This window comes from Mesorhizobium sp. W067 (genome assembly GCF_054719525.1).
The window spans coordinates 2,269,229-2,289,738 of record NZ_JBTTII010000001.1 but is presented as its reverse complement, the minus strand read 5'-3'; the positions used below and the strand labels follow the sequence as shown (position 1 = coordinate 2,289,738).

Genomic DNA, 20,510 nt, shown 5'->3' with positions numbered 1-20,510 from the left:
AAAACGCCGGCGCACAAGTCGGGAAATACGCATCATCCGAATTCGGATCGAAGGAGAAAAGAATGACCCCATATTGGGTCGGCACCAGCTGGAAGATGAACAAGACGCTGGCGGAGGCGCTGCAGTTCGCCGAGGCATTGGCTGCCTTCGCGCCCGGCTTCGATCCGGCGATACAGCCTTTCGTCATTCCGCCCTTCACCGCGGTGCGGCAGGTCAAGGCGGCGCTCGCCAACACCCGCGTCAAGGTTGGCGCCCAGAACATGCATTGGGCCGATGCCGGTGCCTGGACGGGCGAGATTTCGCCGGTGATGCTGAGGGATTGCGGGCTCGACCTGATCGAACTAGGCCATAGCGAACGCCGCGAGCATTTTGGTGAGACGGACAGGACCGTAGGACTGAAAACGGCGGCGGCGGTCAGGCACGGCTTTGTGCCGCTGATCTGTGTCGGCGAGACGCTGGCCGAGCGCGAGGGCGGCCGCGCCGACGAAATCCTGACCGCGCAGGTTTTGGGCGCGCTGCAGGGTCTCGCAAACAATGAGTTGTCGGCAGAGATACTCTTTGCCTATGAACCGGTGTGGGCGATCGGCGAGAAAGGCATTCCGGCCAGCGCCGACTATGCCGACAAGCAGCAGGCGCTGATCAAGCAGATCGCAGCAACCCGGTTGCCGACCGCCCCGCTTGTGCTCTACGGCGGCAGCGTCAATCCCGGCAACGCGGCCGAACTGATTGGCCAGCCGCATATCGATGGGCTGTTCATCGGCCGCTCGGCATGGCAAGCGGAAGGCTATATCGACATTCTCAAAAAGGCGGCGGCCGCCATCGCGCGCTGACCACGAAAACGAAGGAGTTCATTGCCATGAAGATCGCACTCGGAGCCGACAGCGCCGGCAAGCCGCTGCTCGATGTCATCGCCAAGCATCTCGCCACCAAGCCAGAACTGCAGGTCGTCGATCTCAGCCAGGCCGGATTCTACGCCGATATTGCCGCTGCGGTCGGCCACGAAATTGTCGACGGCAATTACGACCGCGCCATCCTGTTTTGCGGCACCGGCATCGGCGTCAGCATCTCGGCCAACAAGGTGCCCGGAATCCGTGCCGCGCTAACCCACGACACCTATTCGGCGGAACGCGCTGCGAAATCCAACAATGCCCAGATCATCACCATGGGTGCGCGCGTCATCGGCCCCGAACTGGCCAAATCGATCGCCGACGCCTGGCTGGCCTCGGAGTTCGATCCGAACGGTCCCTCTGCCGCCAATGTGCAGGCTGTCGACAGGCTCGACGCGAAGCGCTGAGGATTCGCTCCCGACCTAGCCGGTCAAGGCGATCCGCATCGCCTCGATGACGGTTACGGCGGACGCCGCGCCTGGATCCATATGGCCAAGCGAGCGTTCGCCGAGGCGGGAGGCCCGGCCCTTGGTGGCGATCATCGCCTTGGTCGCCTCCGCGCCGGCCTTTGCCGCCTCGGCTGCAGCCGCGAGGCTGCCGGCCAGCCCCTTGCCGGCGGCCAGTGCCTCGCCCGCAGCCCTCGCGGCCGGCGCCCACGCATCGATCATCGTCTTTTCGCCAGGCTCGGCCTTGCCGCGATCCTGAATGCCTCTGGCCATCGCTTGGAACATAGCGACCGCGTCGGCGTCGTCGAGCGTCGCCTTGCCCTTGACGGCGGCCGCGCCGCGCATGAATGCCGTGGCATAGAGCGGGCCCGAGGAGGCGCCGACGGCATTGAGGAACGACTTCGCCGCCGTGTTCAGCAAGATGGTCGGATCGGTGGTGCCGGTATCCAATGCGGCCACCGCATCGCGTGCCGCGGAAAATCCAAGCTCCATGGCAATGCCGTGGTCGGCATCGCCGATCACCCCGTCAAGCGCGCACAACCGATCCCGGTCGGCTGACATGGCGTCGGCGATGGCCGCGAACATCGCGGCAAGGCGGGTGGTGTCGATTGTCGTCATCTCTTGTTCCTTGCCGTTCACCAAGTTTACCCGGCGCGAAACATGGCGCAGTCGCAAGGGTGGTCGAGCATCGTTTGCAACTCGTCGTCGAGGTGGTGCAGCGTAATCGAAGCGCCGGCCATTTCGAGCGAGGTGCAGTAATTGCCGACCCAGCTTGCGTGAATGGATACACCGATATCGTCAAGCCTCTGCTTCACGCGCCGGTTCATGATGTAGAGTTCCATCAGCGGCGTCGAACCCAGCGAATTGACCAGCACGGCGACCTTCTCGCCGCGTGCCGGCGCCATCTCGGCGAGAATCCTGTCCAGCATTTCGTCAGTGATCTCGTCGGCCGTTTTGAGTTTTCCGCGTGCGATGCCGGGTTCGCCATGGATGCCCATGCCGATCTCCATCTCGTCGGGTCCGATCTCGAAATTCGGCCGGCGGGTTTGCGGCAACGAACAGGGCGCCAATGCGACGCCCATGGTAAAGGTGTGGTCGTTGGCTTTCCCGGCAATGCGTTGGCATTCATCGAAAGACAACATGCGGTCGCAAGCGGCGCCTGCCGCCTTGAAGATGAAGAAGTTCCCTGCGACACCGCGCCGCTTGTGCCTGTCGCCAACGGGCGCGGAAGCGACGTCGTCGGTGCTCAGCACCGTGCGCACCTCGATGTCGTCCATCGCGGCCATCTCGGCCGCCATGTCGAAATTCATGACGTCGCCGGCATAGTTGCCGTACATGAACAGCACACCGGCGCCGCCGCTCGCCGCCTTGGCGCATTCGAGGATCGGGTCGGGCGGCGGAGAGGCGAAGACATTGCCGATCGCCGCCGCGTCGGCCAGCCCCTTGCCGACGAAGCCGAGAAAACTCGGCTCGTGGCCCGAGCCGCCACCAATGACGAGGCCTACCTTGCCTTGGCGCGGTCCATCGCGGCCGATGATCGAGCGCGGGCTTCCGTCAACGGCTTTGAGATGGCGGGGATGCGCTGCCAGGATGCCTTCCAGCATCTCGTCGACGGCGCGATTGCCGTCATTGATGATCTTCTTGGTTTGCACCGGCATCCTCCCGATTTGGGTATTTTCATAGATGATACAGGGCGTATCAGGCTGCCTCGGGCGGGGGCAGGGGCGCGATGCCCACCAAACTGCCTTCGATCGGCTTCGTAGCTGTTTACCAGCCGTTCTGGCAGAACCGAAGCGGACCGACGTGCACGGACAATGGCACTGTAGTGTACAAGATCGCACCACGGCTTAGATAAGGCGGTGGCTCCCCGGGCCGGATTCGAACCAGCGACCAACCGGTTAACAGCCGGTTGCTCTACCACTGAGCTACCGGGGAATAGAGGCTCTCATGTGAGTGGCGCAGCCTATAGCAAACCCTTTTCGGCTTTGCAAAGAAGCATTTCGCATTTTTTTAGCGCATTTTCACCCAATGGTTTCTGGCAATCGCCGGATGACACCACATATGAGCCGTCTTGGGCGCCGTCGGACCTTGGTCGGCGGAACCTGAAAGGCGATTGCAGCCTTTAGCGCATATGGCTTTATCGAAGGCAACCGGATCGACTTTCGACATGACTGCAGCAGACGAAAACCAGGCACCGGCGCGGAAAATCTCGGTGTTCGGGCGCGAGTTCACCATGCCGCGCTCGCGCGGGCTGAGGATCGCCATCGGTATCGTGCTGGTGTTTTTCGGCCTTCTCGGTTTCCTGCCGATTCTCGGCTTCTGGATGATTCCGCTCGGCCTTTTGGTGCTTTCCTACGAATTTGCCGCGGTGCGCCGCCTGCGGCGCCGGTTCGTCGTCTGGTGGGAACGGCGTCGCCGGCCAAATTGAAAGCGATGGCGCGCGGTCCCGGTTCAGCGGACGCTTCGCTTCCAGCCCCTCGCAGACCTTCCCCTCGAATATCTCCTTGAGAACGGCAGCCCTGGTGTCAGCCGCGCGTTTACGGTGGAAGCCAGTTTGCACCCGCTGCGTAAAGCCGCGGGTTCGAGTTTCGCCGGTCGCGCAGCCATGCTTGAGGAGCGGCCAATATGCCGGTGCGCCAAGCGCTGAAACCGCTCGGGAACCACGTTGCGGCGGCTGATGAGGAAAGCGCGCCGGAATGCCGCGCGGACGCTTGACGACCTTTCGCTGCCACCATATTGAGTTCGCTCGCCGGGAGCGATGAGGCCTCGTGGCGGAGTGGTTACGCAGAGGACTGCAAATCCTTGCACCCCGGTTCGATTCCGGGCGAGGCCTCCAATCGCTTCAACTCCCGCATGCCGGGGGCTTGAGTTCCGGTCGAATGCGCCGCAGTGTCGGCGCGACAAGCGCATTTCAGCGCATTGGCTTTGACGGATTGGTTGGGACATGAGCGCTGATTTCTCCGAACTTCGCGTCAAGATGGTCGACGGCCAGGTCCGCACCACCGATGTGACCGACGCAGCATTGCTCGATGCCATGCTTGCCGTGCCGCGCGAGGCCTTTGTCGGGGCCGGCCAACAGGCTCTCGCCTATATCGACGAGGATATCCGCATCTCCGACGGCGCCGATGGCAGCGGTGCGCGCTACCTCATGGAGCCGTCGCCACTGGCCAAGCTTTTGCAGTTGGCCGAGATCGACGCCGGCGATTCGGTGCTCGATGTCGGCTGCGGCACCGGTTATTCCGCGGCGCTGCTGTCCAAGCTGGCCAAATCCGTCGTGGCGCTGGAAAGCGATACCACACTGGCGGAAGCAGCCAAAGCGGCGCTTTCGGCGCAGGGCTGCGATAACGTCACCGTGGTCACCGGCCCACTGCCGCAAGGTCATGCCGCCAAGGCGCCCTACAATGTGATTCTCATCGGCGGCAGCGTCGAGAAAGTGCCTGCGGCGCTGCTTGACCAGCTTGCCGAAGGCGGCCGGCTGGTGGCTGTGGAAGGGCAGGGCAATGCGGGCGTAGCCCGGCTCTTTTTCAATGCAGGGGGGGTTGTAACCGGAAGACGGGCATTTAATGCGGCAATTAAGCCACTACCCGGATTTGAACGCATTCATGCCTTCGAGTTCTAAGTGATTTTGCCTTGCAGCAAAGACTCTGTCATGTTGGCTTGCGATTGAACAATCGTTGCTGATTGGTTAACCGGGGTTTCGGGAGGCTGTCAGCGGGGGAACGATACATCGACGCGGCGCTGGCCGATCCCTAGGGATGGGCTGGCGTGGCGTGGTTCCCGTGCAAAACGAATGAGGGATATAAAGTGCCGTCCTTAGCCAAGAGTTTGTTTGTTACTGTCCTCATTTCCGCGACAGCGCTTTCGCCGATAGCCGCCTCGGCGGAAACCATTCTCGGCGCGCTTTCCAAGGCCTACCAGAACAATTCCTCGCTGAATTCGGCCCGTGCCGGCGTGCGCGTCACCGATGAGGGCGTGGCGATCGCCAAGTCGGGCTATCGCCCGGTGATCACTGGTTCGGCTGATATCGATTACACCTCCAGGCACCTAAACGGCAGGAACGCGAGCCTGGCATTGACCACCGGCAGCTTCGGCGTTCGGATTGATCAGACGCTGTTCGACGGCTTCCAGACCAAGAACAGGGTCGCGTCGGCCGCTGCACAGGTGAGGGCCTCGGTCGAGGGCCTGCGCAACACCGAAGAGAACACGCTGTTCAACGCGGCGAGCGCCTATATGGACGTGATTCGCGACCGCCAGGTGGCGGTGCTGACCGAACAGAATCTGCAGTTCCTGACCGAGCAGGCGCGCGCGGCACGCTCGCGCTTCGAGGTCGGCGAGGGCACGCGCACCGATGTGGCGCAGGCCGACGCGTCGCGTTCGGCCGCGGTGGCGCAATTGAGTGCTGCCCGTGCGCAGGCTCTGGCCAGTGCGGCAACCTATCATCAGATCGTCGGTGACGAGCCGGGCAAGCTCAAGGCCGCGTCGCCGTTGGCGAAGCTGTTGCCGAGGAGTCTCGAGGCGGCGATCGGCATTGCATCGAACGAGCATCCGGCCATCCTGGCCGCCCTACATTCCGTCGATGCAGCCGGATTTGATGTAAAGACGCAGGAGGGTGCGTTGCTGCCGCAGTTGACTGCCAGTGCCGGCCTTTCCCATGTCTATCAAAATACCGTACCTGGCGCGGGGGATTCGGACGGCGATTCCAATGCCGCCACCGTCGGCGCGACGCTGACCGTTCCGATCTATTCGGGCGGCCGTACCTCCGCACTCGTTCGTCAGTCGAAGGAATCGCTCAGCCAGGCTCGCATCGAGGTGGATGTCAGCCGTGACTCGGTGCGCCAGGCCGTGACCTCGGCATGGACGCAATACATCGCAGCGCGTGAAAGCGTCGACGCTAATCGGCAGGTGATCGCGGCCGCACAGTTGGCGCTCAACGGCGTCATCGAGGAGCGCAATGTCGGACAGCGCACCACGCTCGACGTGTTGAATGCCCAGAACGCCGTCATCTCGGCAAAGATCGACCTCGCCAGCTCCGAGCGCGATGTGGTTGTAGCGAGCTACGCCATCCTGTCGGCCATGGGCCGCCTGTCGGCCGATCGCCTGGCGTTGAATGTGGTGAAGTACAAGCCTGAAGAGCACTACAGAGCCGTCAAGGACAAATGGATCGGGCTGCGTACGCCGGACGGTCGTTGATCGCGACTGAGCGGTTCAAATCCCGCCAAGATTGAAAGTATCGTAGCGCCGCGCTTCCCAAGGATGCGCGGCGTTTGTCTTTTGTAGCCTAAATTGTTGAAATCCGGCGTCTTCCGAGATTGGGGATTCTCGGATGGCGATCCGTCGGCTACGCTGTCGCCATGATTCGTATCCGGCTTTGCCGGACAGGAATCCAGGAACGGGTCACTACAGCGCCACGCGTCCGATGGATGCGCAAAGGAGGCTGTAGAACTTTGATTTTGCGCCTGATCCTCTTCGAAAATCGAAGATCGATTTTCGGGATCATGCGCGGGGGCGGCGGATGTGACGATGGCGACGGCAAGCAGCGCACAGCGCGAACCTTCCATGGAAGAAATACTGGCTTCCATCAGGAGGATCATCGAAGACAGCGACACCGGCCGCAAGGGCGACGCCGATGAGTTGCGGCAGGACCTTGTGCCGGCCGCCGGGCCTGTTTCGGATGTCGAGGCCTTCCGCAGCGAATTGCACAGCTCGACCGAAAGCAAGAAGCCGGTGACGCTGGCCGAGGTGCAGGCCCAACTGGCCGAGCCGGTGGTTGCGCGGCTGGAGCCGCGCTCCGAGCCGTCGCCAGTGAAGCCGGCCATTGCGGCAAATGCCACGACCGCCGCGCCACCCGCGCATGCTCCAATGACCCTGGCGGAAGTGAGCGCCAGGATAGCCAGTGAACCTGCCCCCGCCGTCGGGGCAGAAGCTGCAGTGCGGGCAAAGACGGAAACCACCGACTCGATCGTCACGGATTGGCGCCGCGAAATCGCGGCCGTTGGCAATCAGGCAAAACCGGCTGACACAGTACGGCGGCCCGAGATCAGGCAGCCGGAGACTGAAAATCGGCAGGCAGCAATCGCGGAGGTCGAGGCTTTCGAAGACGATCTCGCTGCCGAGCCGGCTTTCGAGCCTCGTCCTTCGCGCAGCGAGCACGCGCGCCCGGCCGATACAACCCCGGCCCGTCCGGCGATCGTTTCGGAACATACGGGACGGCAGGTCGCAGCCGCCTTCGGCGAGCTCTCCGACGCCTTCGCCAGCCGCAGCAAGAAGACCTTCGACGAGATGGCCGAGGAGATGCTGCGGCCGATGCTGCAGGATTGGCTGGACAACAACCTGCCGACGCTGGTCGAGCGCCTGGTACGCGAAGAAATCGAGCGCGTCGCGCGCGGCGCGCAATAGGCATCACCACAGCCCGTTCCGGATTAAAGCGCCGCCTTCGGGCGGCGCTTTCTCGCTGCAGGCCAGCGTCCGGCTGATGTCGCGAATGCGATCAGCTTCCCGTCGGGATCGCTGACGATGAAGGTGCGGGCATGGCCTTCCCGTTGAAATGACCAGGGCCCCGCCTATTTGCGTTGAAGGACTGAGGCAGCCCTCGCGGTTGACTTGGCCAAAACCTTCCGATTTACACCGGGTCAGCAAAACTCCCGACCGCGCGGACCACTTTCCCATGCTTGAAAAGACCTACGACGCCAAGACCGTCGAACCCAAGATCGCCAAAATCTGGGAAGAGGCGGACGCATTTCGCGCCGGCGCAGGTGCGGAAGAGGGGGCCGAGGCCTTTACCATCGTCATCCCGCCGCCCAACGTCACCGGCTCGCTGCATATGGGCCACGCACTCAACAACACGCTGCAGGACATACTCGTGCGCTTCGAGCGCATGCGCGGCAAGAACGTGCTGTGGCAGCCGGGCATGGACCATGCCGGCATCGCCACGCAGATGGTGGTCGAGCGCCAGCTGATGGAGAAACAGATCCATCGCCGCGATCTCACCCGCGAGGAGTTCATCGAGAAGGTCTGGGAGTGGAAGGCCGAGTCCGGCGGCGCCATCTTCAACCAGCTGAAGCGGCTCGGCGCCTCGGCCGACTGGTCGCGTGAACGTTTTACCATGGATGAAGGCCTGTCCAAGGCCGTGCTCGAAGTATTCGTCAGCCTCTACAAGGAAGGGCTGATCTACAAGGACAAGCGCCTTGTGAACTGGGACCCGAAGCTGTTGACGGCGATCTCCGACCTGGAGGTCGAGCCGCAGGAGATCAACGGCAATCTCTGGCACTTCCGCTATCCGATCGAGGGCGAGATTTTCGATCCGGAAAATTCGGCGACCTTCATTACCGTGGCCACGACACGGCCCGAGACGATGCTTGGCGATACGGCGGTCGCCGTGCACCCGGACGACGAGCGCTACCGGCAGCTGGTCGGGAAAAATGTCGTGCTGCCGATCGTCGGCCGGAAAATCCCGGTTGTGGCTGACGAGTATTCCGACCCGGAAAAGGGTTCCGGCGCGGTCAAGATCACGCCGGCGCACGACTTCAACGATTTCGAGGTCGGCAAGCGCCACAAGCTGCCGGCGATCAACATCCTGACCATCGAGGCGGCAATAACGCTCAGGGATAATGAGGATTTTCTCGCCGGGCTCGACGTGACGCCGGAGCGTCAGGCCGTCTGGGACGAGCTCGACGGTCTCGACCGTTTCGTCGCGCGCAAGAAAATCGTCGAGCTGATGGAGACCGGCGGCTTCCTCGACAAGATCGAGCCGCATCGCCACGCCGTGCCGCATGGCGACCGCGGCGGCGTGCCGATCGAGCCGTTTCTGACCGAGCAGTGGTATGCAAACGCCGCGGAACTCGCCAAGCCGGCGATCGCATCGGTGCGTGAAGGCCGTACCAACTTCGTGCCGAAGAACTGGGAGAAGACCTATTTCGACTGGATGGAGAACATCCAGCCTTGGTGTATTTCACGCCAGCTGTGGTGGGGTCATCAGATCCCGGCCTGGTACGGGCCGGACGGCCGCGTCTTCGTCGAGAAGACCGAGGAAGAGGCGCTGGGCGCCGCGATTGAATATTATCTGGCGCTGGAAGGCCCGTGGAAGGCCTGGGTCGAGGACAAGCTCGAGACCTTCAAGCCGGGCGAAATCCTGAGCCGCGACGAGGACGTGCTCGACACCTGGTTCTCGTCCGCACTGTGGCCGTTCTCGACACTGGGCTGGCCGGATCACACGCCGGAGCTGAAGACCTATTACCAGACCGACGTGCTGGTGACCGGTTTCGACATCATCTTCTTCTGGGTCGCCCGGATGATGATGATGGGCCTGCATCTCATGCACGAGGAGCCGTTCCACACCGTCTATGTGCATGCGCTGGTGCGCGACAAGAACGGGCAGAAGATGTCGAAGTCGAAAGGCAACGTCATCGATCCGCTCGACCTCATCGACGAGTTTGGCGCCGATGCACTGCGCTTCACGCTGACGGTGATGGCGGCGCAGGGGCGCGACGTGAAGCTCGATCCGGCGCGCATCGCCGGCTACCGCAATTTCGGTACCAAGCTGTGGAACGCGACACGCTTTGCCGAGATGAACGAGGTCGCGCGCAATGATGATTTCTGGCTGAACGACGCCAGGCTGCCGGTCAACCGCTGGATCCTGACCGAGCTGACCAGGGCGTCGCACGCGATCACCGAGGGCATCACCTCTTACCGCTTCAACGAAGCGGCGGGCGCTGCCTACCGTTTCGTCTGGAACCTCTTCTGCGACTGGTATCTGGAACTCTTGAAGCCGGTGTTCATGGGCTCCGACGAAGCGGCCAAGGCCGAAAGCCGCGCCTGCGTCGCTTTCGTGCTCGACGAGATCTACAAGCTGCTGCACCCGATGATGCCGTTCATGACCGAGGAATTGTGGGCGCAGACGGCAGGCGAGGGCAGGACGCGTGGTACGCTGCTTTGCCACGCCGCCTGGCCATCACCCGATTTCGAGGACGCAGACGCCGCCGCCGACATCAATTGGCTGGTCGATCTGGTCTCCGGCATCCGCTCGGTGCGCTCGGAAATGAACGTGCCGCCGGCGGCGATCGCGCCGCTGGTGGTGGTCGGCGCCAGGGCCGAGACCCACCAGAGGCTGGAACGCCATTCTTCCGCCATCCAGCGGCTGGCGCGGGCCGGCGACATCTCGCTGCAGGACGCCGCACCCAAGGGCTCGGCCCAGATCGTGCTCAACGAGGCGACGATCTGCCTGCCGCTCGGCAGCCTGATCGATCTCTCCGCCGAGGCGGCGCGGCTGCAGAAGGAACTGGCCAAGGTGACCGAGGAGATCGCGCGGTTGCACAAGAAGCTGTCCAACGAGAGATTCGTCGCCAGCGCGCCGGAAGAGATCGTCGCAGCCGAGCGCGAAAAACTCGCGGAATACCGTGATCAGCAGGAGAAGCTTTCGGTGGCGCTGACCAGGGTGCGCGACGCCGGTTGAGCGCCGGATTCGCGAGACGCTTGCAGCGCTTCGCGAAGGTTCTTTTGCTCGAAAAATAGGCGTTCCGTTGCGTTAATATTGACGTAAACGGAAAGTTTCGACCCCATTGTTGCCATAATGTAACAATGGGGCCGAATGCCGGCAAAATAGCCGGTTTTGGTGCCGTTTTGAGCGGTTTTTTCTGATTTGTTCCCCAGTCTGCCGCCCAAATGGTCATTTTCGAACCTGCCGGCCAAGCCGCCACTGTGTTCGAAATGCGGTCCGCAAGAGTGTACATGTACGCTATGTGAATTCATTGTTGCACCGTTAACCCGAATTGGTTCTAGCTTGATGCACTGTATTTCGGGGAGGACATCCATGAACAATTTGCGTTTGAAAACACTGCTGGGGGCGGGGTGTTTTTCGCTGGCTTTGATTGGTTCCGCGATGCATCCGGCGCGTGCCGGCGGTCTGGAGCGTGGTGGCTACGACATCGACCTGCTTTTCGACCCAGCGCCGTTTGCGACGGAAGCTGAAGCGACCTATGTCATGCCGGATCGCAAGTTCAAGAATGCGGCCGGTCCGAACGGCGCCAACCTAGGTCTTGGCACGACGGCCGACGGAGCCGAGGGTTACTGGATACCGCACATAGGAATGAAGGTTCAGGTTGTGCAGGGCGTCGACTGCATGGTCGACTATTCGCAGCCTTGGGGTGCGCATACAGCACCTGGTATATGGAACGGTGCGCTTTCCAACACGGAAACCGATATCAAAAGCAACAACTACGCCGGTACATGCTCATATAAATTTGATGCTGGTAAGGGCCAGCTTCGTTTTATCGGCGGGTTGTTTTACCAGGACATAGGGGGCTTCAAAGAAAGCTTGGTAAGCGTTTTCCCGGTATTGACAGGTCGTGTCGATCTGGAGGCTAACGGCTGGGGCTGGCGCGCCGGCGTTGCCTACGAAATCCCCGACATCGCGTTGCGCGCGAGCCTCGTCTACAATTCGAAAGTCAAGCTCGACAATCTCTCAGGTGAACTCGATCTCACCAGTGTCGGCCAAGGCGTTATCCCGATCTACGGCTCAACGCAGTACATGCCTGATACCGTGGAGTTGAAATTGCAGTCGGGTATCGCTCCAGGATGGCTAGCCTTCGGTTCGATCAAGTGGGTGAACTGGAGTGTGCTGCAGAGCGTTCCGATCTGCCCGACGATTGCTCCATCGTCACTTTGCTACACCAATGGTCCGGGAGAGGTCACCTCGCTTGACCTGATGTATCGCGACGGCTGGACCGTTTCAGGTGGCGTCGGCCACAAGTTCAACGATCAGTGGAGCGGTGCGGCCCAGATTTCCTGGGATCGCGGCACCTCGCATGGCTATGGTTCGCAGTCCGATACCTGGACGCTGGGTGGCGGCGTCGCTTATACGCCACAGCCCAACATCGAGGTTCGGTTGGGCGGTGCAATCGGCGTGCTGACCAGCGGTCACTCCGGCATAATGATTGGCGAGAACGGCAAAGTCGTTGGTGCAGACGCAACCTACGACTTTGGCAACGATCTGATCACGGCCATTTCGGGCGGTGTTAAAATTAGGTTCTAAGCTTCTGAAAATACAGGTAAAAGGCCGGGCGTTGCCCGGCCTTTTACGTTTTTCGGACAGAGTTGGCCCTGCGCTGGCGGGCGCGCCAGCGTTGCAGATCGCCGCACTGGCGTCGCCTCTCGCGATTGTGACGTTTTGGCAACAGTTTCTGAACAACCCCCGCGCTACAACTCCGCCAGACCAAATTGCCCATTTCCCGCCATAAACCCGGCGCACCTCGAATTTGTCTCGGGACACGCGCCAGAAGGCTCGGCGATGGGGCAGGCCGCACCGCCCGCGGCAAGGAAGAGTATGGACGCCAGAGTCATTTCCAAGGCCAAGCTGCCGAGCCGCCATGTGACCGTCGGTCCGGCGCGTGCGCCGCACCGTTCGTATCTCTATGCCATGGGCCTGTCTGCCGCCGAGATCGCACAGCCGCTGGTCGGCGTCGCCTCCTGCTGGAACGAAGCGGCGCCTTGCAACATCTCGCTGATGCGCCAGGCGCAAGTGGTCAAGAAGGGCGTCGCCGCAGCCAACGGCACGCCGCGCGAATTCTGCACAATCACTGTCACCGACGGCATCGCGATGGGTCACCAGGGCATGAAGTCGTCGCTGGTGTCGCGCGATGTCATCGCCGATTCGGTCGAACTCACCATGCGCGGCCATTGCTACGATGCATTGGTCGGCCTTGCCGGCTGTGACAAGTCGCTGCCCGGCATGATGATGGCCATGGTGCGGCTCAACGTGCCGTCGATCTTCATCTATGGCGGCTCGATCCTGCCCGGCAGCTATCGCGGCCGCCAGATCACCGTGCAGGATGTGTTCGAGGCTGTCGGCCAGCATTCGGTCGGCACGATCAGCGACGCCGAGCTGCTCGAGATCGAACAGGTCGCCTGTCCTTCGGCCGGCTCCTGCGGTGCCCAGTTCACCGCCAACACCATGGCCACCGTCGCCGAGGCGATTGGCTTGGCGCTGCCCTATTCCTGCGGCGCGCCGGCGCCCTACGAGATGCGCGACCGCTTCAATTTCGCCTCTGGCGAAAAGATCATGGAGCTTGTCGCGAAGAACATCCGGCCGCGCGACATCGTCACGCTGAAGGCGCTGGAGAACGCGGCGACCGTGGTTTCGGCCACCGGCGGCTCGACCAATGCGGCTTTGCACCTGCCGGCGATCGCGCATGAGGCAGGCATCAAGTTCGACCTGTTCGACGTTGCCGCGATTTTCGAGAAGACGCCCTACATCGCCGACCTCAAGCCGGGCGGCAAATATGTCGCCAAGGACATGTTCGAGGCCGGCGGCATTCCGCTGTTGATGAAGACGCTGCTCGACCACGGCTATCTCCATGGCGACTGCATGACCGTGACTGGCCGTACTTTGGCCGAAAACATGGAGCATGTTGCCTGGAATGATAGCCAGGATGTGGTCCGTCCCGCCAACCGACCAATCACCCAAACCGGCGGTGTCGTGGGCTTGAAGGGCAACCTTGCCCCCGAAGGCGCGATCGTGAAGGTCGCAGGCATGACGGAGCTGAAATTCTCAGGCCCGGCACGTTGTTTCGATTCGGAAGAGGAATGTTTCGAGGCGGTCACGCACCGCAACTACCGGGAAGGCGAGGTTCTCGTCATCCGCTATGAAGGTCCGCGTGGCGGCCCGGGCATGCGCGAGATGCTGTCGACGACGGCGGCTCTCTACGGCCAGGGCATGGGCGGCAAGGTAGCCCTCATCACCGACGGCCGCTTTTCGGGCGCAACGCGCGGTTTCTGCATCGGCCATGTCGGGCCAGAAGCTGCCGTTGGCGGCCCGATCGGACTGTTGAAGGATGGCGACGTGATCTCGATCGACGCAACCAAAGGCACGATCGAGGTCGACCTGTCCGAGGCTGAACTGGCAACGAGGGCGAAGGCCTGGAAGGCGCGCACGACCGACTATCAGTCGGGCGCGATCTGGAAATACGCACAGACGGTAGGGCCTGCCCGCCACGGCGCGGTCACCCATCCGGGCGGTGCCAAAGAAACACATTGCTATGCGGATATCTGAGTTGTTGAGGTCGTCTGTCCTTCCGGCACTGGTCGCTGTTGCGATCTTTGGCGCCGTGGGCCAGGCCATGGCCTTCGACGACAAGGTGTTCGACGACAAGACCGGCGTGAAGCCGCAATCGAGCCCATGGGCCGTGTTCCAGTTCGGCTTCTCCGCCTACAAGAGCGGCCATAAGGAACAGGCGGTCGAGGCCTATAAATACGCCGCCGAGAACGGCCAGATCGGCGCCACCTGGAAGCTCGCGCGCATGTACGCCGAAGGCGACGGCGTGACGCGCGACGACTATGCGGCCTTCAAATTCTTCTCCGAGATCGTCGATCAGGATGTCGAGCCGGGATCGCCGGAGGAAAGCTATGTCTCCGACGCGCTGGTGGCGCTGGGCGACTATCTCCGGACAGGCATCCCCGGCAGCCCGGTCGAGGAAAACGAGGTCGCGGCGCAGGAATATTACATGCGCGCGGCCGCCAATTACCGCAACCCGAACGCTCAGTTCGAGATGGGCCAGATGTTTTTGAAGGGCGAGGGCGGCGTCAAGGCCAGCGTCAAGCAGGCCGGCCGCTGGTTCCAGCTCGCCGCCGAAAAAGGCCATGCCGGCGCCCAGGCGACGCTCGGCAATCTTCTGTTCCAGAGCGGCAAGATCGTGCGCGGGCTGGCCATGATGACCGCCGCGCTCGAACGCGCCTCGCCGAGCGACCAGCCGTGGATCCGCGGCATGCAGGAAGAGGCATTTGCCGCCGCCGGCGAAGCCGACCGTCGCACTGCCATTTCGCTTGCCGACGACATCCTGACCAAGGGCGGCGGCGACCAGTGAAATTGCCAATCTCCCCCTTGAGGGGGAGATGCCCGGCAGGGCAGAGGGGGGCGCTGTCCCGCTGGCATTTCAGTTGACTAAAGTTTGCCCGGGTTGGACTGAGAGGGTGAGCTTGTTTGACCGAAAGGTCGCGTTTCTTCGCGCCCCCCTCTGGCTTGCCGGCCATCTCCCCCTCAAGGGGGGAGATTAGCTCACATCCATCAGTTCTCGGTGAGTTCCGCCGGCGCCGCTCTGTGTACCGGCATCGAGATCGGCGTGACGTGCAGATGCGGCTTCATCGTGCTGTCGGGGCAGCTGTCGCCGATCTTGGTCCATGAGGTGTTGTTGAGCACCAGGTCGCAGCGGGCCATATGGCTCTTGTCTGAAACCGTCAGGCAGGTGACCTGGCCGACCTGGTAGGACTTGCCATTGGCCAGGCACTGCTGGTCGGCAAGTGCCGCTGCAGGGGAGGCCATGGCAAATGCCAGGCCGATTGGACAAAGGAGGAATCGTAGTGCCATGGAACCCCAGCCGCCATGCTGATCTCTGACTGAATGGCGCGATTGTGGCGACATCAGGGTTTCGGCTGATATCAAGCCGGCAGCAGCGCCAGATCGATCGCCACCGGCACGTGGTCGGAAGGCTTTTCCCAGGCGCGCACATGCTTTTCGATCGAGGCCGAGGAAAAGCGGTTGGCCGCTTCGGGTGACAACAGCAGATGGTCGATGCGGATGCCGTTGTTCTTCTGCCAGGCGCCGGCCTGGTAATCCCAGAAGGTGTAGACGTCGGCGGCATCGGTGACGGCGCGCACCGCCTCGGTAAAGCCGAGATTCTTCAGTCGCCGGAAGGCCTGCCGGGTCTGCGGCTGGAACAGCGCATCGCCAAGCCAGTTCTCGGGGAAGCGCGCATCGACCGGCTCGGGGATGACATTGTAGTCGCCGGCCAGCACCAGCGCCTCCTCCAGAAGCAGCCGCTGCTCGGCCCAGCGATGCAGCCGCTCCATCCAGGCCAGCTTGTAAGGAAATTTCTTCTCGTCATCGATGGGATTGCCGTTGGGCAGATAGAGCGAGGCGACGCGTAGCGCGCCCTGGTCGGTCGAGAACACGCCCTCGATGAAGCGCGCCTGCTCGTCGGCGTCATCACCGGGCAGGCCTCTGATAACCTCGTCGAACGGAAGTTTCGACAGTAGGGCGACGCCGTTAAAGCCCTTCTGGCCATGGGTTTCCACGTTGTAGCCAAGCGCCTCGATCTCGGCGCGCGGGAACTGCTCGTCGACCGACTTGATCTCCTGCAGGCAGACGATGTCGGGCTGGCTTTCGCTCAGCCAGTGGGTGAGGTTGCCGATGCGGGCGCGAATGCCGTTTATGTTCCAGGTAACGATTTTCATGGGCGGCCTCAGGGATGTTCGGGCGAAAGACGTTCGACAAGCCCGATCGTATTGCCTGCCGGGTCCTTTAGAAAGGCCATCCACTCGCTTTCCCCCGCCGTTCCGAACGTGCCTTCGGTGTCGTTGTGGACGAGCGCCGGCGGTGCGGTGAAGGGAACGCCGGACGCTTTCGCCTCGGCGTGGAAGGCTTCGAGCCCGGCTATATCGAGATAGACGGTGCCGGCCGGAACGCCATCGGTGAACAGCAACCTGATATCACCGGCCATGATGAAGGCGATGCCCGGCGGATCGTAGCGGGCGTGAACGTTGAGGCCGAGCACATCGCGCCAGAAGGCCAGCGTCACGTCGAGATCGCGCCCGGCCGACAGTGCGACCTGACGGACCGCGCCGACGCCGGACATCTGCCTAGATGGAGAAACTGGTGCCGCAGCCGCAGGAGGCGACTGCATTGGGGTTGCGGATCTGGAACGATTGGCCCATCAGATCGTCGACGAAGTCGATCACCGAGCCGCCCATATAGACCAGCGACAAATCGTCGATCAGCACGGTGGCGCCGTCCTTTTCGATGGCGACGTCGTCGTCGTTGCGCGTATTGACCAGGTCGAACTTGTAGGAAAAGCCGGAGCAGCCGCCGCCCTCTACGGAGACGCGCAGCGCCGTCTTGCCGGCCTCGCCAGAGACGATTTTCGCGATCCGCCTGGCGGCGGACTCGGTCATCTCGACTTTCATGGCAGTCTTGGCATCAGCGCCCATGGGCGTCACCTTGCTTTCAGTTTCACATGATAGGTATGAAGCGGGAAGGGGCAAGTCAACTGCGGCGGCATCAGCCATGACAAATGAGCTTGGCGACATTGGGTTCGGCTATCGGCCGCGCGCGGCCTATGCCAGCGACCCAGCCAGGTCGCGCGGGCGGCTCTATGACGAGGTCGAGAGCCCGACTCGCACGCCATTCCAGCGCGACCGCGACCGTATCATTCATTCGACTGCCTTCCGCCGCCTGAAGCACAAGACGCAGGTGTTCGTCGCCCATGAAGGCGACCACTATCGCACCCGGCTGACGCATTCGATCGAGGTGGCGCAGATTGCGCGGGCTCTGGCGCGAGCGCTGCGCGGCGACGAGGATCTGGCCGAGGCGGTCGCCTTGGTGCACGATTTCGGTCACACGCCGTTCGGCCATACCGGCGAGGACGCGCTGAACGAGCGGATGGCCCAATGGGGCGGCTTCGACCACAATGCGCAGTCGCTGCGCGTGGTGACGCGGCTGGAGCGGCGCTATGCCGAGTTCGACGGGCTAAACCTGACCTGGGAAACGCTGGAAGGGCTGGTCAAGCACAATGGGCCGCTGACAGATGCCAAGGGAAAAGGGCTCAAAGGCCCGGTGCCGCAGGCGATCCGCGACTATTCCGAGCTGCACGACCTCGAACTCGACCATTTCGCCGGCATCGAGGCGCAATGTGCTGCGATCGCCGACGATATCGCCTACAACACCCATGACATCGACGACGGCCTGCGCTCCGGCTTCCTGACCTTGGACATGCTGGAAACGGTGGCGCTGCCGGGATCGATCCTGGCAAGCGTGCGCGCGCGCTATCCGGGCCTGGACGATGTGCGCACCGGCCATGAGCTGATGCGCCGGCAGATCACGATGATGGTCGAGGACGTCATTGTTTCCACCACCGCCAATCTTGAGCGCATCAAGCCTGACAGCGCCGAAGCGGTGCGGGCGGCGGGCGAAACGATGGTGACCTTTTCCGCTGACGTGGCGGCGACCGAGAAGGAATTGAAGACCTTTCTCTACAAGCATCTCTACCGGCATGACGAGGTGATGCGCGTGCGCACTCAGGCCGAGCAGATCGTGCGCGACCTGTTCGATGTCTATTACGCCGATCCGCGCGCCATGCCGGACGGCTGGCGGGAGGGGCTCGACCGGGCGGAGGACCGCATCAAGGCGCGCAGCGTCGCCGATTTCCTCGCGGGGATGACGGATACCTACGCCTTGAAGGAACACCGCCGTCTGTTTGACCATACGCCCGATTTAAGCTAGGGCGGGCGCGATTTGCCGGCCAATGAGCCGGTTCCCCTGCACAGTCCGCCAGAGCAAGACCCATGAACATCTTCGCCGATTTCAGCGCGCGAATCACAAAAGCCGTCGAAGCGCTTGATTTGAAAGACAGTAATGGCGTTTCGCCCGACCTGTCGCGCATCGCCGTCGAGCCGCCGCGCGACGCCAGCCATGGCGATCTCGCCACCAATGCGGCGATGGTACTGGCCAAGCCGACAGGGCACAACCCGCGGGCGCTGGCCGAGCGGCTGGTGGAAGTGCTGCGCAGCGACGCCGATGTTGCCGAAGCCGACGTCGCCGGTCCCGGCTTCGTCAATCTCCGGCTCAAGGACGCTTTCTGGCAGGCACATCTGACCGCGGTGCTCGGCGAGGGGCAAAACTACGGCCGCTCGACCATTGGTGGCGGCAAGAAGACCAATGTCGAATATGTCTCGGCCAATCCGACCGGGCCGATGCATGTCGGCCATTGCCGGGGCGCGGTTGTCGGCGACACGCTCGCCAATCTGATGGCCTTCGCCGGCTATGACGTCACCAAGGAATACATCATCAACGACGCCGGCGCGCAGATCGACGTGCTCGGGCGTTCGGCCTTCCTGCGCTACCGCGAAGCGCTGGGCGACGACATTGGCGAGATACCGGCCGGCCTCTATCCCGGCGATTACCTTGTGCCGGTCGGTCAGGCGCTGGCTGCCGAATTTGGCCGCAAGCTCTTGCAGATGCCCGACGATGAGTCGCTGGCAATCGTCAAGGACCGCACGATCGACGCCATGATGGTGATGATCCGCGAGGATCTGGCGTTGCTCAATGTGCATCACGACGTTTTCTTCTCCGAGCGCACGCTGCATGCCGACAATGCCAAAAAAATCCGCTCGGCGATCAACGATCTGACGCTGAAAGGCCATATCTACAAGGGCAAGCTACCGCCGCCCAAGGGCGAGAAGCCGGACGACTGGGAAGACCGCGAGCAGACGCTGTTTCGCTCGACGGCGGTCGGCGACGACATGGACAGGGCGCTGGTCAAGTCCGACGGCTCGTTCACCTATTTCGCCGCCGACGTCGCCTATCTCAAGGACAAGGTCGACCGCGGTTTCGTCGGCCTGATCTATGTGCTGGGCGCCGACCATGGCGGCTACGTCAAGCGGCTGGAAGCGCTGGCGCGGGCGATTGCAGGCGATGATCTGAAGCTGCAACTCACGGTGCTGCTGTGCAATCTGGTGAAGCTGTTTCGCGATGGCGAACCGGTTCGGATGTCGAAGCGGTCGGGCGACTTCGTGACCTTGCGCGAAGCGGTGGAGGAGGTGGGCCGCGATGCGATCCGCTTCATGATGCTCTACCGCAAGAGCGACGCGCCGCTCGACTTCGATTTCGCCAAGGTCACCGAACAGTCCAAGGACAATCCCGTGTTCTACGTGCAGTACGCTTCGGCGCGCTGTTATTCGGTGTTCCGGCAGGCGAGCGAGCAACTGGGCGAGGCCAATTTCGACCGCAACAGCCTGGCCGCGGCCTCGGCGTCGCTCACCGACGAGGGCGAGATCGGCCTGATCCGGAAGCTGGCTGAATATCCCCGGCTGGTCGAATCTGCGGCCCTTGCGCTGGAGCCGCACCGGCTGGCATTCTACCTCTACGATCTGGCTTCCAGCTTCCATGGACACTGGAATCGGGGCACCGAGAATGCCGACTTACGTTTTGTTAAGGTTAACGACCGACAATTGACTCATGCCAGACTAGGGCTGGTGCAGGCTGTTTCGGATGTTTTGACCTCCGGCCTGACGCTGATTGGGGCTGATGCGCCCACTGAGATGCGTTAGGTTTAACTAAAACACCTGTCACCATTTGCCCACATTGCGCTGGTAAGGGCCAACCCTACGCGACGTCCATGGCGTCCGAATGAGTGCG

Annotated in this window: 19 protein-coding genes and 2 tRNA genes; 13 read left to right on the top strand and 8 right to left on the bottom strand. The window is 62.4% G+C overall.

Annotated features, from left to right (window positions below):
• The first annotated feature begins 62 nt into the window (after positions 1-62).
• Positions 63-830 (top strand): triose-phosphate isomerase, encoded by a 768-nt coding sequence (locus ACYG97_RS11360; RefSeq protein ID WP_023733701.1) that lies wholly within the window; start codon positions 63-65, stop codon positions 828-830.
• A 26-nt stretch (positions 831-856) separates the two neighbouring features.
• The gene (derI, locus tag ACYG97_RS11355; protein ID WP_023688203.1) at positions 857-1,294 is read left to right on the top strand and encodes a D-erythrulose-4-phosphate isomerase; all 438 of its coding nucleotides are present in this window, start codon (positions 857-859) and stop codon (positions 1,292-1,294) included.
• Between the two features lie 15 nt (positions 1,295-1,309).
• On the opposite strand, the gene dhaL is transcribed toward derI, so the two are convergent.
• The 3 genes from dhaL to ACYG97_RS11340 form a co-directional block, all read right to left on the bottom strand.
• Complete coding sequence (gene dhaL / locus ACYG97_RS11350) at positions 1,310-1,951, bottom strand: dihydroxyacetone kinase subunit DhaL (protein WP_023688204.1); 642 nt, start codon at positions 1,949-1,951, stop codon at positions 1,310-1,312.
• Between the two features lie 26 nt (positions 1,952-1,977).
• On the bottom strand, positions 1,978-2,985 hold the full coding sequence (locus ACYG97_RS11345) for a dihydroxyacetone kinase subunit DhaK (RefSeq protein ID WP_023733700.1): 1,008 nt from the start codon (positions 2,983-2,985) through the stop codon (positions 1,978-1,980).
• Positions 2,986-3,193: 208 nt separating this feature from the next.
• Positions 3,194-3,268 (bottom strand) — tRNA-Asn (locus ACYG97_RS11340).
• Between the two features lie 232 nt (positions 3,269-3,500).
• Between ACYG97_RS11340 and ACYG97_RS11335 the strand changes: the two genes are divergently transcribed.
• The 6 genes from ACYG97_RS11335 (at position 3,501) to ACYG97_RS11310 (ending at position 10,781) form a co-directional block, all read left to right on the top strand.
• The gene (locus ACYG97_RS11335) at positions 3,501-3,761 is read left to right on the top strand and encodes a PGPGW domain-containing protein (protein ID WP_027050334.1); all 261 of its coding nucleotides are present in this window, start codon (positions 3,501-3,503) and stop codon (positions 3,759-3,761) included.
• A 334-nt stretch (positions 3,762-4,095) separates the two neighbouring features.
• A tRNA-Cys gene (locus ACYG97_RS11330) sits at positions 4,096-4,169 on the top strand.
• Between the two features lie 108 nt (positions 4,170-4,277).
• Complete coding sequence (locus ACYG97_RS11325; RefSeq protein WP_023733699.1) at positions 4,278-4,952, top strand: protein-L-isoaspartate O-methyltransferase family protein; 675 nt, start codon at positions 4,278-4,280, stop codon at positions 4,950-4,952.
• Between the two features lie 185 nt (positions 4,953-5,137).
• The gene (locus tag ACYG97_RS11320) at positions 5,138-6,523 is read left to right on the top strand and encodes a TolC family outer membrane protein (RefSeq protein ID WP_023691095.1); all 1,386 of its coding nucleotides are present in this window, start codon (positions 5,138-5,140) and stop codon (positions 6,521-6,523) included.
• A gap of 330 nt (positions 6,524-6,853) precedes the next feature.
• Entirely contained in the window at positions 6,854-7,729 is an 876-nt protein-coding gene (locus ACYG97_RS11315; RefSeq protein WP_023710692.1) for a PopZ family protein, read from the top strand.
• Positions 7,730-7,997: 268 nt separating this feature from the next.
• Positions 7,998-10,781 carry a valine--tRNA ligase gene (locus ACYG97_RS11310; protein WP_023733698.1) on the top strand — a complete coding sequence of 928 codons (2,784 nt, stop codon included), beginning with the start codon at positions 7,998-8,000 and terminating at the stop codon, positions 10,779-10,781.
• Here ACYG97_RS11310 and ACYG97_RS11305 read toward each other — a convergent pair.
• Positions 10,730-10,990, bottom strand: a complete 261-nt coding sequence (locus tag ACYG97_RS11305) for a hypothetical protein (RefSeq protein WP_156937187.1) — start codon at positions 10,988-10,990, stop codon at positions 10,730-10,732. The genes ACYG97_RS11310 and ACYG97_RS11305 overlap by 52 nt on opposite strands.
• 148 nt (positions 10,991-11,138) lie before the next feature.
• Between ACYG97_RS11305 and ACYG97_RS11300 the strand changes: the two genes are divergently transcribed.
• From ACYG97_RS11300 to ACYG97_RS11290, 3 genes are all read left to right on the top strand, one after another.
• Positions 11,139-12,359: an OmpP1/FadL family transporter gene (locus tag ACYG97_RS11300; protein ID WP_023667703.1), complete on the top strand. Its 1,221-nt coding sequence runs from the start codon at positions 11,139-11,141 to the stop codon at positions 12,357-12,359.
• Between the two features lie 291 nt (positions 12,360-12,650).
• A complete protein-coding gene (gene ilvD, locus ACYG97_RS11295; protein WP_023733697.1) occupies positions 12,651-14,375 on the top strand; it encodes a dihydroxy-acid dehydratase in 1,725 nt (574 codons plus the stop codon).
• Entirely contained in the window at positions 14,362-15,186 is an 825-nt protein-coding gene (locus ACYG97_RS11290; RefSeq protein ID WP_023667701.1) for a tetratricopeptide repeat protein, read from the top strand. Before ilvD ends, ACYG97_RS11290 begins: the two co-directional genes overlap by 14 nt.
• Before the next feature lie 200 nt (positions 15,187-15,386).
• Here the strand turns inward: ACYG97_RS11290 and ACYG97_RS11285 are convergent, their stop codons facing one another.
• The 4 genes from ACYG97_RS11285 to erpA form a co-directional block, all read right to left on the bottom strand.
• The gene (locus tag ACYG97_RS11285; protein WP_245260192.1) at positions 15,387-15,641 is read right to left on the bottom strand and encodes a hypothetical protein; all 255 of its coding nucleotides are present in this window, start codon (positions 15,639-15,641) and stop codon (positions 15,387-15,389) included.
• 116 nt (positions 15,642-15,757) lie between these two features.
• Positions 15,758-16,552: an exodeoxyribonuclease III gene (gene xth, locus ACYG97_RS11280; RefSeq protein WP_023667698.1), complete on the bottom strand. Its 795-nt coding sequence runs from the start codon at positions 16,550-16,552 to the stop codon at positions 15,758-15,760.
• 8 nt (positions 16,553-16,560) lie between these two features.
• Positions 16,561-16,953 carry a VOC family protein gene (locus ACYG97_RS11275; protein WP_023691101.1) on the bottom strand — a complete coding sequence of 131 codons (393 nt, stop codon included), beginning with the start codon at positions 16,951-16,953 and terminating at the stop codon, positions 16,561-16,563.
• Positions 16,954-16,957: 4 nt separating this feature from the next.
• Positions 16,958-17,305 (bottom strand): iron-sulfur cluster insertion protein ErpA, encoded by a 348-nt coding sequence (gene erpA, locus ACYG97_RS11270; RefSeq protein WP_031199080.1) that lies wholly within the window; start codon positions 17,303-17,305, stop codon positions 16,958-16,960.
• A gap of 76 nt (positions 17,306-17,381) precedes the next feature.
• Here erpA and ACYG97_RS11265 point away from each other — a divergent pair, with 76 nt between their 5' ends.
• Together ACYG97_RS11265 and argS are read left to right on the top strand one after the other, a co-directional pair.
• Complete coding sequence (locus tag ACYG97_RS11265; RefSeq protein ID WP_023688214.1) at positions 17,382-18,596, top strand: deoxyguanosinetriphosphate triphosphohydrolase; 1,215 nt, start codon at positions 17,382-17,384, stop codon at positions 18,594-18,596.
• 62 nt (positions 18,597-18,658) lie between these two features.
• Positions 18,659-20,422 carry an arginine--tRNA ligase gene (gene argS, locus ACYG97_RS11260; protein WP_023733696.1) on the top strand — a complete coding sequence of 588 codons (1,764 nt, stop codon included), beginning with the start codon at positions 18,659-18,661 and terminating at the stop codon, positions 20,420-20,422.
• The last annotated feature ends 88 nt before the right edge of the window (positions 20,423-20,510 follow it).